Source organism: Ensifer adhaerens (assembly GCF_002940685.1).
GTDB lineage: Bacteria > Pseudomonadota > Alphaproteobacteria > Rhizobiales > Rhizobiaceae > Ensifer > Ensifer adhaerens_E.
In genome coordinates, this window is record NZ_PNFP01000012.1 from 90,767 (window position 1) to 106,887 (window position 16,121).

10 protein-coding genes are annotated in these 16,121 nt (G+C 65.4%); 5 read left to right on the top strand and 5 right to left on the bottom strand.

The annotated features are described in order from the left end of the window. Positions 1–2: 2 nt before the first annotated feature. Genes C1A35_RS22750 through C1A35_RS22765 form a run of 4 tightly spaced genes read left to right on the top strand, consistent with a single transcriptional unit; the run spans position 3 to position 5,223 of the window. Positions 3–1,013 (top strand): ABC transporter permease, encoded by a 1,011-nt coding sequence (locus C1A35_RS22750; RefSeq protein ID WP_104666538.1) that lies wholly within the window; start codon positions 3–5, stop codon positions 1,011–1,013. After that, a complete protein-coding gene (locus tag C1A35_RS22755) occupies positions 1,010–2,137 on the top strand; it encodes an ABC transporter permease (RefSeq protein WP_104666539.1) in 1,128 nt (375 codons plus the stop codon). Before C1A35_RS22750 ends, C1A35_RS22755 begins: the two co-directional genes overlap by 4 nt. 12 nt (positions 2,138–2,149) lie before the next feature. Then, the gene (locus C1A35_RS22760; RefSeq protein ID WP_104666540.1) at positions 2,150–3,826 is read left to right on the top strand and encodes an ABC transporter ATP-binding protein; all 1,677 of its coding nucleotides are present in this window, start codon (positions 2,150–2,152) and stop codon (positions 3,824–3,826) included. Positions 3,827–3,849: 23 nt separating this feature from the next. Next, positions 3,850–5,223: an alpha-glucosidase/alpha-galactosidase gene (locus C1A35_RS22765; protein WP_104666541.1), complete on the top strand. Its 1,374-nt coding sequence runs from the start codon at positions 3,850–3,852 to the stop codon at positions 5,221–5,223. 113 nt (positions 5,224–5,336) lie between these two features. Here C1A35_RS22765 and C1A35_RS22770 read toward each other — a convergent pair whose 3' ends face one another. Continuing rightward, positions 5,337–6,707, bottom strand: coding sequence for a sensor histidine kinase (locus C1A35_RS22770; protein ID WP_104666542.1), 1,371 nt, complete (start codon positions 6,705–6,707; stop codon positions 5,337–5,339). Continuing rightward, on the bottom strand, positions 6,704–7,378 hold the full coding sequence (locus C1A35_RS22775; RefSeq protein ID WP_104666543.1) for a response regulator transcription factor: 675 nt from the start codon (positions 7,376–7,378) through the stop codon (positions 6,704–6,706). The genes C1A35_RS22770 and C1A35_RS22775 overlap by 4 nt, the downstream gene beginning before the upstream one ends. Positions 7,379–7,728: 350 nt before the next feature. Here C1A35_RS22775 and C1A35_RS22780 point away from each other — a divergent pair, with 350 nt between their 5' ends. Then, a complete protein-coding gene (locus tag C1A35_RS22780) occupies positions 7,729–9,081 on the top strand; it encodes a patatin-like phospholipase family protein (protein WP_158665129.1) in 1,353 nt (450 codons plus the stop codon). Between the two features lie 48 nt (positions 9,082–9,129). On the opposite strand, the gene C1A35_RS22785 is transcribed toward C1A35_RS22780, so the two are convergent. From C1A35_RS22785 to C1A35_RS22795, 3 genes are all read right to left on the bottom strand, one after another. After that, entirely contained in the window at positions 9,130–10,203 is a 1,074-nt protein-coding gene (locus C1A35_RS22785; RefSeq protein ID WP_104666545.1) for a glycoside hydrolase family 25 protein, read from the bottom strand. 165 nt (positions 10,204–10,368) lie between these two features. Then, entirely contained in the window at positions 10,369–11,928 is a 1,560-nt protein-coding gene (locus C1A35_RS22790; RefSeq protein ID WP_104666546.1) for a B12-binding domain-containing radical SAM protein, read from the bottom strand. Next, on the bottom strand, positions 11,925–16,052 hold the full coding sequence (locus C1A35_RS22795) for an AAA family ATPase (RefSeq protein ID WP_158665130.1): 4,128 nt from the start codon (positions 16,050–16,052) through the stop codon (positions 11,925–11,927). The genes C1A35_RS22790 and C1A35_RS22795 overlap by 4 nt, the downstream gene beginning before the upstream one ends. Positions 16,053–16,121 lie beyond the last annotated feature (69 nt).

Sequence of the window (16,121 nt, forward strand, 5' to 3'; positions counted from 1 at the left end):
GCATGTTCAGGTTTCTGCTTGTCCGCATCGCCTCTGCCATTCCGGTATTGCTTGTCTTGAGCGTGGCGACCTTTGCCATCATCCAGGCCCCGCCCGGAGATTACAGCGACTATATCCGCTCGCAGCTGATCAACCAGGGCGGTGCCTCCTACGAGGAAGCCGAAGCCCAGGCGCAGGCCTATCGCAAGGAACATGGGCTCGATCGGCCGATGGCGGTGCAATACGTCAACTGGATGACCGGCATCCTGACGCGCGGCGATTTCGGCCACAGCCTCTACTACAACAAGCCGGTTGCCGACGTCGTCGGCGAGCGCCTGCCGCGAACGCTGGCGCTGGCGCTGGTCTGCCATATCCTCGCGTCGCTGATCGGTATTTCCTTCGGCATCATTGCTGCGACACGGCAATATTCCTGGATCGACAGCCTGCTGTCGACGGTCGCCTTCCTCGGCATGACGGTGCCGCGCTTCCTGATGGCGCTGATCATCGTCTACATCCTCGTCTTCCACTTCAATGTCAGCGAAATCAACAGCTTCCACTCGGCCCGCTACGGCGGCGCGCCCTGGTCGTGGGACAAGTTCGTCGACCTCGTCAAGCATGTCTGGCCGGTCGTGGCGATCGCCACCTTCGGCGGGCTCGCCTACAATATGCGGGTGATGCGCGGCAATCTCCTGGACACGCTGAACGCGCAATATGTCGAGACGGCACGCGCCAAGGGCTTGAGCGAAGGTGCGGTGGTCATGCGCCACGCGGTACCGAACGCGCTGCATCCGCTGATCATGTATCAGGGCGTGGTGCTTCCCTACATGCTGACCGGCGAGATCGAAACCGCGATCATCTTCGCGCTGCCGACCGTCGGTCCCGCCATCGTCGGCTCCATGTGGGTGGGCGACGTCTATGTCACCGCCACCTTCATGCTGGTGCTGTCGGCGACGCTGATCGTCGGCAACATTATCGCCGACATGCTGCTGGCCGCGCTCGATCCACGTGTGCGTCTCGGAGGAGCCCCGGCATGACGATGGAGATGCAAACCACCCTCCCGCTCGCTGTCGAACCCAAGAACGAGCAGCACAACGAAAGCTATTCCGCGCTCGTCTGGCGCCGGCTGAAACGCTCCTGGACCGGCATGCTCGGGCTCGTTCTCGTCGGCCTCCTGATCTTCATGGCTGTTTTTGCCGACTTCCTGTCGCCGGTCGATCCGAAGGCGACCGGTGTCGCCTTCGCGCCGCCGCAGGCGATCAGCTTTGCCGACAAGGACGGCAATTTCGTCTTCTCGCCGCGCAGCTACCCCTTGAGCGAAGGTACGGAGCTGGATCCGATCACCTTCCAGCCGATCATCGGCCCGGACTATGACAACCCGCAGATCCTCGGCTTCTTCGTCAAGGGCGCGCCCTACAGGCTCTTCGGGCTGATCCCGGCCGAGCGGCATTTCTTCGGCGCGGTCGATGGCTCGCCGGTGCATCTGCTCGGCACCGACAAGTTCGGCCGCGACGTGCTCTCGCGCATCTTCGTCGGATCGCGCATCTCGCTGATGATTGCGCTGATCGTCGTCTCGATCGTCACCGTGGTCGGCACCACCGTCGGCATGGCGTCGGGTTATTTCGGCGGCCGCTTCGATGTCTGGACCCAGCGCTTCGTGGAACTGGTGCTCGCCTTCCCGCAGCTGCCGCTTTACCTGGCGCTGACCTCGCTGATCCCGGTGACGGCGCCGACCAACGTCTTCCTCGCCTTTGTCATCATCGTCATGTCGGCGCTCGGCTGGGCGCAGATGTCGCGCGAGGTGCGCGGCAAGACCTTAGCGCTCGCCCGCATCGACTATGTGCGCGCGGCGATCGCTGTCGGCGCCAGCGACCGGCGCATCATCTTCCAGCACATCCTGCCGAACGTGATGAGCCATGTGATCGTCGCCGTCACGCTGTCGATCCCGCAGGTGGTGCTCTTGGAATCCTTCCTCGGGTTCCTGGGCTTCGCCGTCAAGCCGCCGCTCATCTCCTGGGGGCTGATGCTGCAGGACACGTCAACCTATTCCGTCATCGGGTCCTATCCCTGGATCCTCTCGCCCGTCGCCTTCGTGCTGGTCACCGTCTTCGCCTTCAATGCCCTTGGCGACGGCCTGCGCGACGCCATCGATCCCTATTGAGGAGGACGCATCATGACAGAGACACTCGACGTCCTCACGGCCGCTCCGCCCGAGCGCAGGGACCTTGCCGAACGGGATGGCCGACGGCCAATCATCGACGCGCGCAATGTCGCCGTTCGCTTCAAGGTCGAGCACGGCACGGTGGAGGCGGTGAAGGACGTGTCCTTCCAGCTCTACCGCGGCGAAACCATCGCCATCGTCGGCGAGTCCGGCTCGGGCAAATCGGTGACGGCGCGCAGTGTCATGGGGCTTCTGTCGAAGCGTGCCACGGTCGCTGCGCAATCGCGCATCGAGTACGAAGGCAAGGACGTGCTCAAGTTCTCTCCGCGCGAACGCCGTGCCTTGCGCGGCAACCGGCTGGCGATGATCTTCCAGGAACCGATGAGTTCGCTGAACCCGGTCTATACGATCGGGTCGCAGATCATCGAAGCGATCCGGGCGCATCGCAGGATGAGCCGCCGTGCGGCAACCGAGCGGGCGCTGGAACTGCTGCGCCACGTGAAGATCCCCGATCCGGAGCTTCGCATCAACCAGTATCCGCACCAGCTCTCCGGCGGCCAGCGTCAGCGGGTGATGATCGCCATGGCGCTTGCCAACGACCCGGATGTGCTGATCGCCGACGAGCCGACGACGGCGCTCGACGTCACTGTGCAGGCGCAGATCCTCAACATCATCCGCGACCTGCAGCGTGAGCTTGGCATGGCGGTGATCCTGATCACCCACGACCTGACGGTGGTGCGCCAGTTCTCCGACTATGTCTATGTCATGCAGTATGGCGAGGTGAAGGAGCACAACACGACGGCGGCGCTGTTCGCCAATCCGCTTCACGCCTACACGAAACGGCTGCTGTCGTCCGAGCCTTCCGGCGCCGCCAAACCGCTGCCGGATAACGCTCCGATCATGCTCGACGGGCGGGATGTGAAGGTCTCCTTCATGCTGAAGAAGGGTGGCCTGTTCCGGTCCGAGTTTTCCGAACTCGTTGCGGTCGACAGGCTCAGCCTGAACCTGCGCAAGCACGAGACGCTGGGGCTGGTCGGCGAGTCCGGCTCGGGCAAGACGACCTTCGGGCAGGCACTGATCCGCCTGCTCAACGCCGATGGCGGCGAGATCTACTTCGACGGTATCCCGATCCATGACAAGGACCGGACGGCCATGCGGCCTCTGCGCTCGCGCATCCAGATTGTCTTCCAGGACCCCTTCGCCTCGCTCAATCCGCGCATGTCGATCGGCCAGATCATCGAGGAGGGGCTGGTCGTCAATGGTATCGGCGAGACCCGCAAGGAGCGGCTCGACCGGGTGGTGGACGCGCTTGTCGCCGCCGGCATGCCCGGCAACATCCTGTCGCGTTTTCCGCATGAATTTTCCGGCGGTCAGCGCCAGCGTATCGCCATTGCCCGGGCGATCGCGCTCGAGCCGGAATTCATCCTGCTCGACGAGCCGACGTCGGCGCTCGATCTATCGGTCCAGGCCCAGATCATCGAACTCCTGCGCAAGCTGCAGGACGAGCGGGGGCTCAGTTATCTCTTCATCTCCCATGACCTCAAGGTCGTGCGCGCGCTCTGCCACCGGGTGGTGGTGATGCAGCACGGCAAAATCGTTGAGGAGGGGCCGGTGAGCGAAATCCTTTCCAATCCCAAGACCGCCTACACCGAAAGGCTCGTACGGGCCGCCTTCGATGTGGCAGCATGACCGCTAGAACTGAGAGGCAATCCATGACCAGACAACCCAAGATCACCTTCATCGGCGCCGGCTCCACCGTCTTCATGAAGAACATCATCGGCGACGTTTTGCAGCGGCCGTCGCTGTCATCAGCGACGATCGCGCTGATGGACGTCAACCCCGAGCGCCTCGCAGAAAGCGAGATCGTCGCCGGCAAGCTGGTGCGCACGCTCGGCGTCAAGGCGAAGGTCGAGACCCATTCCAACCAGAAGAAGGCGCTGGAAGGGGCCGATTTCGTCGTCGTCGCCTTCCAGATCGGCGGCTACGAGCCCTGCACGGTGACCGACTTCGAGGTGCCGAAGAAGTATGGCCTGCGCCAGACGATTGCCGATACACTCGGTGTCGGCGGCATCATGCGTGGACTTCGCACCGTGCCGCATCTCTGGAAGATCTGCGCGGACATGCTCGAGGTCTGCCCCAACGCGATCCTCTTGCAATACGTCAACCCGATGGCGATCAACACGTGGGCGATCTCCGAAAAATTCCCGACGATCCGCCAGGTCGGCCTTTGCCATTCGGTCCAGGGAACGGCCTTCGAGCTTGCGCGCGACCTCGATATTCCGGTGTCGGAAATCCGCTACCGCGCCGCCGGCATCAACCACATGGCCTTCTACCTGACCTTCGAGCACAAACAGGCGGACGGCAGCTTCCGCAACCTCTATCCGGATCTGGTGCGCGGCTACCGCGAGGGCCGTTTCCCCAAGCCCAGCCACTGGAACCCGCGCTGCCCCAACAAGGTGCGCTACGAGATGCTGACGCGGCTCGGCTATTTCGTCACCGAGAGCTCGGAGCATTTCGCCGAGTACACGCCCTATTTCATCAAGGACGGCCGGCCCGACCTGATCGAGAAGTTCGGCATCCCGCTCGACGAATATCCGAAGCGCTGCGTCGAGCAGATCGAGCGCTGGAAGGGGCAGGCCGCCGCCTTCAAGGAGGCCGAGAAGATCGAGGTGGCTGAGAGCCACGAATACGCCTCCTCGATCATGAACTCGGTCTGGACCGGCGAGCCGTCGGTGATCTACGGCAATCTCCGCAACAACGGTTGCATCACTTCGCTGCCCGAGAACTGCGCCGCCGAAGTGCCCTGCCTGGTCGACGCCTCCGGAATCCAGCCGACCTTCATCGGCGCCCTGCCGCCGCAACTGACGGCGCTGATCCGCACCAACATCAACGTTCAGGAACTGACGGTTCAGGCGCTTGTGACCGAAAACCGCGAGCATCTCTATCACGCGGCGATGATGGATCCGCACACGGCGGCCGAGCTCGACCTCGACCAGATCTGGTCGCTCGTCGACGACCTGCTGATTGCCCATCGCGACTGGATCCCGGAATGGGCGCGCGTCTCGAAAAAGGTCCAGGCAGCCTGACACTTTCTCCCGGTCAGGCCGCCGTCGAGCCCCGGAACCTCGTGTCTTCTTCCCCCTGTCCTAGCCGATTTAAGGGGAAGCAAGGCAGCGGAAGGTTCCGGGGCTTGTTCTTCTCAAGCCGAAGTGGCCGCCGCCAGCGGCAGCACGATGCGCATGCAGGCGCCGCCGGACGCAGATCGCGCGACGTCGACGTAGCCGCCGTGCAATTGCACGATCCTCTGCACGAGGTTTAGGCCGAGGCCCGCGCCCTTGCCGTCCTTGCGCAGCCGTTGGAACGGTTCGAAGATCCGGTCGGTTGCGCTGCGCGGGATGCCGTCGCCATCGTCGCAGACTTCGATCGCCCCTTGCGGCTCGACCTTGACCGTGATCGTGCCGCGCCGACCGCCGTGGTCGATGGCATTCTGCACCAGATTGGTGAGCGCCCGCTCCAGCGACGCCTCGTCTCCAATCACCATGACGGGCCGTTGATCCGCCTCGAAGCTCATCTCGTAGCCGGCGCCAAAGCCGAGCGGCGCCAGCGCAACGATCACCCGTTCGGCAAGCTCTGCGAGATCGACGGGCCGCAACTCGTCGTTCTCGGCATCGAGCCGTTCGAGGTCGAGAAGCTGGCCTGCCATTGTCGAGAGCCGCGTCACGTCTTCGTTGAGGCGCGTCTTGTCCGGCCCCGGCGGCAGCGAGGCGATGCGCGCGCCGAGGATGGCGACCGGCGTGCGCAGCTCGTGTGCCGCTTGCGCCAGGAAACGCTTGTGTCGCGTATAGCCGTCATCGAGCCTTGTCAGCGCGTCGTTGACGGCGGTTACCAGAGGCAGGAACTCCGAGGGGACGCCGGCGACCGGCATCTGGATGCCGCGCTGGTCATACTCGATATGGGCCGCATGCGCGGCCGCTTGCGAAAGGCCCGAAAGCATCCTTCGAACGACGATTGGCGTGACCACCACGGTGGCGAAGGCGAGCAGCAGCAGCATCGGCACGAAGATGGTCAGGAACGCGCCGGTCGTGGTGAGCAACAGGCGGCCAAGCGTCAGCTGCCCCTCCGTGCCGCTGAAGATCTGGACCATGCCGGCCGGCGACTCGAGCCATTTGACGACGGCCTCGGGACGCGCGTTCTTGTCGGGTGAAAGCCGGAAGCGGGCGTCGTTCGTGCGGTCGAGACCGGCGACCGCGAAGGCGAACTGTTCCGGCACCGTGCCTTCGGACAGACTGTGTCCATCCGTGTCGCGAACGATGAACCAGATCTTTCCCGCCTGCTGGCGCAGCCGGGCCAATTCGGTCGTTTCCTGAAGCACGAGTTCGTCTTCGGCGTTGCGGGTGATCGCATCCTTCAGCACGTCGACATTGCCGTTCTCGTAGCCGTCGATGAGATAGCCGGTCACCCAGAGCAGACCGACGGCAATGGTGATGACGACCAGGGTCGCGACCGTCTCGAACAGCACGAGCCAGCCGACGAGGCGCCATTTGAACGAATGCGCGGCGCGGTCGCTCATTGGTCTTGCCTGAGGAGATAGCCGACGCCGCGAATGCCGTTGATGATAACGCCTGCCTCGGCCTCCGCCAGCTTGCGGCGAACGCGGGATATATGGGTGTCGAGCGCATTGGACTGGATCTCGTCGTCAAGCCCGAAGACCGCTTCCATCAGCGCCGCGCGCAGCACCATGCGCCCCATCCGGCGGGTGAGCGTTTCGAGCACAAGCAGCTCGCGCCGCGGCATCTTCAGCGCCGTCCCGGCCACGCTGGCCTCGCAATGGGCGAGATCGAAGGAGAGCCGCCCGACGGTGACGACATCGGACTGCACCGGAACCGGGCGACGGGCCAGTGCGCGCAGCCGCGCCAGCAGCTCCTCGAAGGCGAAGGGCTTGCCGATATAGTCGTCGGCGCCGCCGTCGAGCCCGGCGACCCGGTCGGCGAGATCGTCGAGCGCCGTCAGCATCAGCACCGGCACTGTGTTGCCGCGCGACCGTATCACTGGGATCAGCGAAAGCCCGTCGCCATCGGGCAGCTTGCGGTCGAGCACGACCACGTCGTAGACCGCATCGGCAAGGATCAGGGCTGCTTCCGCGAGGTCACGCGCATGATCGGCGACCATCCGGTGATGGCTCAATGCGGCCTTAAGCGCACCTGCGAGCTCCTTCTCATCCTCGACCAGCAAGACCCGCATGAATGCGTTTACCTCGTGCAACGTGCCTACGCGCGCGACCCTAGCGCCGCTTCATTGAGGGAACCTGTCATCCCTCGGCACGCTAAACCCGATTGCCGTCGCCGCACAATCATTCGTTGCGAAGGTTCGGCATGACATGCTCCCTCAATCTTGATCCTTAGGCTCTCAGGCAGCGACATCTGACGAACAGGTTTCGCGGGCGAAGCCAACCCGGATCACGGCGCATGACATTCTGCAGACGGACGTCGCTTTCCATCAGGGAGAGCAGGGAAGGACCAGCCGGCGGCCACGCCAGACGCACGGTTGCACTCTTGCGCGCAAGACGATTCTTGCGGCGCGGCGCGTTGGCGATGGCGCTCGTGGCGGCCGGCTGTGCCGGCCCGGACGTGACGCCCACCAACCGGCGGCTGGAGCTGACGACGGGGGCCGTGCCGCTCGCGCAACCGGCGCCGGATCAGAGCGACACCGGCATCATCCTTGCCTTCTCCGGCGGCGGTGCCCGCTCTGCAGCCTTCGGCTATGGCGTCCTGTCGGCGCTTGCGGAGGCGCCTTCCCCGGGCGGACGGGGGCGCCGGCTCGCCGATGACGTCGCGGTCGTTGCCGGCGTTTCCGGTGGTGCGGTGCTCGCCTCCTATTTCGCCCTGAACGGTCGGGCGGGGCTTGAGGATTTTCGCAAGCGGTTTCTCGTGCACGACGTCGAGGCGTCGCTCCGAATGTCGTTCTCACCGCCCAACATCCTGCGCGGCTATCGCGGCGGGGTAAACGATCTCTCAGGGCTCCCGGCCTGGCTCGATGCGAACCTGTTCAAGGGCGCGACACTCGGGGCGGTGGCGCGACCCGGCCGTCCGCGCCTGGTGATCCACGCCACCGATCTCTACAACCGCGCGCCCTTCATCTTCGACCACACTACCTTCACCGCCATCTGCAGCAACTATGACGACTATCCGCTCGCCTATGCGGTCGCAGCCTCGGCCGCCGTTCCGGTCGTTTTCGCGCCGCTGACCCTGCGGAATTTTCGCACGGGCTGCGAGACCCTGCCGCCGGCGAACACGCAAGCCGCGAGACCGCAGCCGCAAGGCTCGCTCGTCTCGCGAGAATATGCGGACGCGCTTGGCCGCTACGAGATGGCCAAGGATCTCAACTACCTGAAGCTCTATGACGGCGGTCTCGTGGATGGCGTCGGAACGCAGAGCCTCTTGCACCTGATGGGTCGGGCTGCACCCGAACCGCTCCCGATGGAGCGCGCCCTGCGTCTCCGGCATCTGCTCGTCATCGTCGTCGATGCCTCGACCCGGATCGGCGGAGACCTGTCGAAGACTGCCGAAAGTCCCAGGGCCCCGGATGCGATCGTCGCCGCCATCGACGCGATGATCAACATCCCCAATCTGCAGAGCTTCGATGCGCTCAGCGATCATCTGCCCGCCTGGCGGGACAGGCTGGTGAAATGGCGGTGCCGTGTCGTTGTCGCCAGGCGCGGCTGCGGCGATCTCGACGTCGATATCGTCAGGCTGGCGCTGTCGGATATATCCGAGCCGGCGCCGGCGCGCCGGATCCTCGGGCTGCACAACCGGCTGAGCCTCAAGGCGGAGGACGTCGACTTTCTCGCCGATCTCGGGCAGCGCCTGTTGCGCGCGCATCCCGGCTATCGGCGGTTCCTCGAGCGTATCAACCATGGCGGGCCGAAGGTGGCCCGCGCGGGTTGACAGGTCGTGTCGTCCGCTTGGTAATGCTGGGGGTGAGGGCCCGAAGGCTTATCTCGCCCGCGCTTCCAGCCAGTCGTGCCACTGTTCCTCGTTGCCGTGGAAGACGTTGAGGTCGATCTTGCCGTCGACGCCTTGCGAAAGGCCGGAACCGGAATACTGCCAGAACACCCACTTGCGGTTCGGGTAGACGATCGACGGGTGCTGGGCGACGGCACGCAGCCAGAACGGATAGTTCTTGAAAGCGCCCTGCAGGTTGTCGGCATAGAAGTCCGGTGCCGTGTAGATGATCGGGCGCTGGCCGTAATGCGCTTCGAGCTTGTCCATGAACACCTGCATTTTCTCGCGGATGCGCTCGGGCGACAGGCGGCGCTTGCAGCTGGATTCGCCGTTGTATTCGACGTCGATGACCGGCGGCAGCGCACCCGGTTCGCGTGGCACGTTGCGGATGAACCAGTCGGCCTGCTCGCCGGCGGTGCGGCACCAGTAGAAGAAGTGATAGGCGCCACGGCGGATCCCGGCCGCCTTGGCGGCGCGCCAGTTCTTCTTGAACATCGGGTCGAGATGGTCGCCGCCATCGGTTGCCTTGATGAAGGCGAAATTGGCCCCTTGCGTGCGCAGCTTGGCCCAGTCGATGTCGGCCTGCCAGCGCGAGACGTCGACGCCGTGCACCGCCATCTTGCGCGGATTTTTGGCGCGGCCGAAATTGATCGGCTTGGCGTCGCGGAAGCGGTGGCCGTAGACGCGCGAGCGCCCCTGCGGCATCACCTGCGTCACCGGATTTTCCGGCGCGACGAAGGCGACCGGGCGCGCGCCGGGAACGGGCGTGGCGAGGGTCGTTGTCGTCGTCGTGGTATTGGCCGCGGGCGCGAAGGCCTCCGGCTCCGGGACCGGCCCGGCCCAGGCGAGCATTTCCTGCGGCGGAGCGTCCTGGATGTATTGCGGTGGCGTTGCCTGCGCCGCGGCCTGGCCGACGCTCGCCGCCGGTACGGGCGCCGCCGTCATGGCAACGGAACTGGTTGTTTCGCGAGAGGGCCGCGGGGCTATGCTGTCCAGGCTCGAACTGGAAGAGCAGCCCGAAATGAGGCCGGCAAAAAGGATTGCGGTCGCAGCTGAAAGACGCATGGGCACCCGTACGCAAAACAAGGTCGACGGCGATCGCCGGCCGACAGGTGTGAAATAGCTAACGGAAGCTTACCCAAAAAGTTTGAATCCAATCTTACCAAGTCGACCCAACTTCACGCACTGGAGGTTGCAGGGACAAGGGCACTTTGACGCAGCCGTTCCTGCTTACCCGGGCGCATGCTCGGTGCCGGCCAATCCCCGTCGCCGCTCGCTCGCGCGGAATTCGAGGTTGCGGGCAATGGTTTCGTCGAGCGCGCCCGAAGCGTCGGTGATCATCGTCGGTGCGAAGTGCGAACGAAAGCCCTCGCCGACCCGGAACGAAGGCGTATAGAGCGGGCCGAGCGGCTGCGTTGTCGTCACATAGGTCAGGTTTTCGTCGCTCCCCGAACGTGTCGGGAGACCGTGACGATGCAGCACCGAAGGAAGCGCGAGGCGCAGGCTGTTGGCCAGCAGGTGGATCATCTGCCGCCCGGAAAGCGAGTGGCGATAGTTGCGGTAGAATCCCAGGCAATGGCGCAGGATGCGGGCGCGGTTGCCGTCGAGGCGCGACAGCTTGCGGGCAAAGAGCGCCACGTCGTCGAGATCGTCGAGGGGGCGTGTCATCAGCGTGAACCCATCCATGTCGCGCAGTTTGGCCGATGGCAGGAAGCGACCCTCCGTGACGCATTCGTTAAACAGCGGCGTGCCGAGCAGCGGGATCGTCAGGCTCAGGAACGCCGGCAACGGCATCCGGCTTTCGCCGGTAATGAAGGCGAGTTCTTCCTGCATCGCCTGCATCGTCTGCGACGACGGATCGAACATCATTCCGTACTGGAAGGCGACGCCGGCGTTGAGGCAGGTCTGGATCGCTTCCAGCTGGGGCACGACCAGGTTCTGCTTTTTCTGATAGCGTTTCAGTTGCGCTTCGTTCAGCGTCTCGACGCCGCTGAAAAGACCGAGACAGCCGGCCGCGCGCACCGCTTCGAGGTTGTCGGGGTCGCGAAAGAAATCGCCGGTGACAAGCGCGATCCAGCCTTCGAACAGCCCCTGGCGCCAGAGCGAGCGGATCAGCTCGAGCTTGTCTCGAAAGACGTCCTTGCTGTTGCCGTAAAAATTGTTGTCGATGAACAGCACATATTTCTTCGGCGGGGCGTTGCGCAGCTGCGCCTCGATATAGGCGGGGTCGTAGCTGTGGTAGCGCCGGCCCTCGGCGGTGAGCGCGCAGAAGCTGCACTTGAAATTGCAGTAGCGGCTCGTCTCGATGTAGCTGACCGGGCCGCGCCAATTGGCGAGGTCGAAGCGCGGCAGGATCGTTTCGGACACGGCCCAGGCGCCGAAGACCGCTTCGATGACCGACTGCATTTCCTCGACATCGCCGTCGCAGGCGTAGTCGAAGGTCTCGGCGCTCGAAACCGGCAGGTTGCGCACGACCGGCCCGCCGGCGACGACGACGCAGCCGGGTGACCTGGTGCGGGCATAGGCCGTCAGGTGCCGCATCCGGTCGAAGGCGGCGGTCACCCCCGTCAGCACCAGCATGTCGAGTTCGGCAAAGGCGGCCTCGTCGACGAGCGGCCCGTCATGGAATTCGCTGTAGACGCGAAGATCCACGCGCTCGCGCGCAAAGGCCCCGGCCAGGAACAGGTGGCCGGTTCCCTGCGGAATGAAGTCGGGGCGACCCCTGGGGTTTCGGGTTTCATCGAAATGGGCAAGCACGATCAGAATGCGGGGCGGGCTGGTACGGTTCATGCGCGGCTTCCCTGGGATCTGGCAAACTGGACATGCGGCGCCTGGTCGGTTTGACCGAGCGGAAGAACCTCGCACCAGGTGGCCCGGCGCAGGGCAAACATCGTCTCGAAGGCCTGGCGCGCTTCGGCATCCCTCGGTCCGGCGGCATGCTGCAGGGCAGCGAGCGCCACGGCCGGCATCTCCAGCCGGATTGCTTCCGCGAAGGCATATTGGGCGACGCGCTCGGCGCGCCGCTGCTGCCCGCGACGCTGATGCAGGGTCGCCTCGCCGAGCGCAGCGGCGGGCCGGCCGATCGGGTAGACCCGCGCGAAGCGCTCGAGTTTTCGAAGGACGAGCTGTGCGGCCAAGAGGTCGCCTCCGTCAGGATCGCTTGCGACATCGAAGAGACGGGCAAGCGCCGGCAGCGTGCGCGTCTTCATCGCCGGATTGAGCGTCTCGCACCAGGACAGCGCGCGCTCGAGCCAGGAGGCAGCCTCGCTGGTGTTGCCGCGCCGCCGGGCGGCCTCGCTCAGCAGCGATGCGCCTTCGATGGAATGGACGAGCTCCAGCCCGTCTCCCTTCTCGCGCAGGATCTGCTCGAGTTCGTCGAGATCGGTGTCGATCGCGTTCCAGCGGCCAAGGGCGGCGTGCCCCCTCAGGCGGCCGAGCAACCCGCAGCCGAGCACCTGCATGTCGCCGCGCCTGCGGCCCTCCTCGCAGATCCGCTGAACGAGGATTTCCCACGGCGCTATGCCTTCGAACGCCGAGGTCAAAAGCCACGGGCCGGAGATCGTCTCCAACCCGACGGCCACCTCGCACCAGCGCCTGAGGTCGCCGACGGTGGTGGCATTGTTGAGGCCGGCCTCGAACGCCCGCTTGCCCTCGCGCCAGTGCCCGATGCCGATCTGGTACATGCCCGACAGGAGGTCGACGCGCACGCGCGTTCCCAACTGGTCGACGCGTTCGGAGAGCGCTGCCGCCAGCCGGCTGTAATGTTCGGCCTGGCTTTGCAGCGGGATCACGCCGCAGATGGCGCCGAGGCTCGCATAATTGGCAGCAGTCGTCGGCGACACGTATTTGTTTCGCTCCGCAAGGTTCGTCGCCCTGAGCGTCGCATGGATCAGCCGCAGCTTCTCGCTGGTGAAATAGTAGATCCGCGTCAGATCCTCATGCGCCTTTGCCGCAAGCAGGAAGGGATCGGTCGTCGATCGCGAGATTTCGCGCTTCAGGATCCAATCCTGGTCGCGGTGCGTGGTGCGGCGCCACATCTGTTCGGCGAGATCGAGCACGAGATGCAGCGCCAGGCCGGCGGAGGTGCGCGGCAACGGCATGCCGGAAAGCCGCAGGCCCTCCTCATAGGCGTTCCGGGCCGCCTCGGCGCGGCCGAGATTGAGGCTCGCTTCGCCGAGCAGGAAGCAGGCGGCCGCCCGCCGGGCGGGTGCAAGGGTTATCGAAAGCTCGCGCGCCGTCTTGAAGAAGCGTTCGATCAGGTCGACGACGGCGGCGTTGTCGAACTGGCGCAGGCGCAGTTCGGCAACGCGATCCAGATAGTTGAAGGCCCGCGCGGCGTCGCCGGCGCGCTCCCAGTGGCTGAGGAGACGCGGCAGGTTCTCGGCATTGTCAGGCTGCCCGCCTTCCTCGATTGCCTGGGCGATCGCGCGATGGGCTTCATGACGCTGTTCCGACAGCAGGCTTTCGTAGATCGCCTGGCGGATGACGGCATGGCTGAACATGTACCGGCCCGGCCGATCGTCGGCGGGCTTGATCAGATGGGCCGCCAGCAGCCGCTCGATGCTCGCCTCGATGTCGAGCGCGGTCTTGCGGATCGGCGGCAGCGCGCCGAGCTCGGCGACGGAGAAGGTCGAGCCCATGGCGCTTGCAATCTTCAACAGCACCTGGAGTTCCGCCGGAAGCTGGTCGGTCCGGGCGATCACGGTCACCTTGGCGGTGTTGAGCAGGGTCGCATCGTTCGAGCGGGGCTCGGAGAGCAGCGAGACGGGCGCCGGGGGCTCGGTGCCCTTCGGCAGCCGGCGCTCGCCGATCATCCGGCAGATTTCGCAGATCAAAAGCGGGTTTCCGGCCGACTGCGCATAGACCGCCTCGCCGAAACCGTCGGCGGGGGAGTTGCTGCCGATCGAGGCGCGAACGAGTGCGATCGTACCTTCGAAATCGAGCGGCAGCAGATCGAGCGTCTGGGCGCCATTGTAGTGCTGGCCGGTCCACCGGGTGAGGTCTTCCTGGGTCCGGGCCGTGCGGGTCGATACCACCACCGGCACCGGCGCCATTCCCGAGACCAGCCGCCCGAGCAACTGGCCCGACGCCTCGTCGAGCCAGTGCACATCTTCCAGCACGACAAAGCCCTGTCCTGCGGCGAGGTCGCTGGTCATCAGTTCGCTCAGCAACTCGCGCAGCCGATGGGAGCGCCCGTCGCCGGACATCGCCCGGGTCTCGGGCGTGTCGACCAAGGTGAGGTTGATGGCGTCGTTGAGCAAGGGCGCAAGCGGGGCAAGCTCCGGTCTTTGCGCAAAGAACAGCGCCACCTGATCCGCAGCCTCGGTGCCGCGCAGGTCGCCGATGCCGAGCAGGTCGCGAATGACCCCGCGCCAGGCGAAATAGGGCACGTCGCTCTCGATGTCGTCCGCGTTGCCGACGAGAACACGGCTGCCGCGGTCGCGACGGCTTTCGACGAAGGCGCGCAGAAGCGCCGACTTCCCGACGCCGGAATCGCCCCTGACGATCATCACCCCGGATTGCCCCCTGTACGCGCCTTCCAGATAGGCGGAAAGGGCGGTCATTTCGGCTGCGCGGTTGAGGAGGATCGGAGACTTGGTGTCGATCGTCGCGACCGTCTCGGCAATCGGCGCGAAGGCCGACACGCCGCCGCGCACGCCGGGTATGGCCAGCGACCACGGTCCGGAGAAGGCGATCTGGCCGGCGGTCTCCTTTGCCGTCGCCTGGTCGACGAGGATGCGTCCGGCAGCGACGCTTGCCAGCCGCGCGGCCATGTTCACCGCAGCACCCACCACCGTGTAGTCCGCGCGGTGGCTGGCGCCGAGCGCGCCGCAGAAGCTCTCGCCTGTGGAGATGCCGACCGATAGGCCGATATCGGGATCGTCAAGTTCGCCCGAAAGGCGCAGCGCCGCAACGATCGCACGTCGCGCATTGTCGGCATGTTTGGGACCGGGCAGGCCGAAGACGGCGAAGATTTCGAGACCATTGGCGTGCAGCGCCGTATGGAGGACCTCTCCGCCGGTGCGGCCGACGACGGCGATCGAGCGCGCGACGAGTTGGTTCAGCCGGTCGAGGTCACGCTCGATATCGCGGCCGACGATGTGCACGAACAGGGCCGTGACGGTCCTCAGATCGGCAAGCCACTGCGAAAGCGGCGACAGCAGGCGGCCGCGCAACGAGAGCGGCAGGTAGGCTTCAAGCCGCCCGAATTGCTGGTTGCTGGCGCTGCCCGAAAGGGCACGGTGCGGCCTGGCCGCGGTCGAATAGGGGTCGATGCGGTCGAGCCGGGCGGTTCCCTCCCGGCCAGGGCCGCCCGTCGCCCGCTTGCCGATCAACCGCCAGACGGCGTCGGAGACGAGAATTTCGCCGGCATCGCTCAAGAGGCCGCAATGGTCCGCCTGCGCCAGGCAATCGCCGCCGACGATCAGCCAGCGCTGGTCGACGCGGGGAACGAGATGCAGCAGCGTGATGGTGCCGACGCCGACGGCGATGCGCAGTTGCAGCGCGTCTTCCGGCCCGCCCGGCCGGCCCATTTCTTCGCGGATGCGGCCGGCGCAATAGCAGCTGCGCCAGGCGGCCTGCTCCAGCTCGTCGGCGGAGGCGGCCTGCCAACCGGCAAGCAGGCTGTCGCCGGCAAAGCTCAAGACGGTGCCGCCATGTTCTTCGATATGGCGGACGAGCGGCCCCATGTAGCCGTTCAAGAGCCGGCTTACCCGCTCGGCGCCGGCGGCGCGGTCGCTCTCGGACCATTTGGCGGTCAGGCGGGTAAAGCCGGAAATATCGGCGAACAACAACGCGCCCGGAAAGTCTTCGCGCGCCGGGCCAGCCGAATCCGTCGCCGCCGGGGAGGACCATCGAACCAGGGCTCCCGACAGGTAACGTTGGAATTCATTCTTGGCGGCGCCACCTATCACGCAAATTCTCCCCAAGATTTTAGAGTAACATGCCTCCTTTCCCACTTAAAGTCCGCCGGTGGTGACCTA

Coding starts and splice junctions, on each gene's coding strand:
- C1A35_RS22760 (WP_104666540.1), top strand. CDS start 2,150: ATGACAGAGACACTCGACGTCCTCACGGCCGCTCCGCCCGAGCGCAGG.
- C1A35_RS22785 (WP_104666545.1), bottom strand. CDS start 10,203: ATGCGTCTTTCAGCTGCGACCGCAATCCTTTTTGCCGGCCTCATTTCG.
- C1A35_RS22775 (WP_104666543.1), bottom strand. CDS start 7,378: ATGCGGGTCTTGCTGGTCGAGGATGAGAAGGAGCTCGCAGGTGCGCTT.
- C1A35_RS22770 (WP_104666542.1), bottom strand. CDS start 6,707: ATGAGCGACCGCGCCGCGCATTCGTTCAAATGGCGCCTCGTCGGCTGG.
- C1A35_RS22790 (WP_104666546.1), bottom strand. CDS start 11,928: ATGAACCGTACCAGCCCGCCCCGCATTCTGATCGTGCTTGCCCATTTC.
- C1A35_RS22765 (WP_104666541.1), top strand. CDS start 3,850: ATGACCAGACAACCCAAGATCACCTTCATCGGCGCCGGCTCCACCGTC.
- C1A35_RS22750 (WP_104666538.1), top strand. CDS start 3: ATGTTCAGGTTTCTGCTTGTCCGCATCGCCTCTGCCATTCCGGTATTG.
- C1A35_RS22780 (WP_158665129.1), top strand. CDS start 7,729: ATGGCGCTCGTGGCGGCCGGCTGTGCCGGCCCGGACGTGACGCCCACC.
- C1A35_RS22755 (WP_104666539.1), top strand. CDS start 1,010: ATGACGATGGAGATGCAAACCACCCTCCCGCTCGCTGTCGAACCCAAG.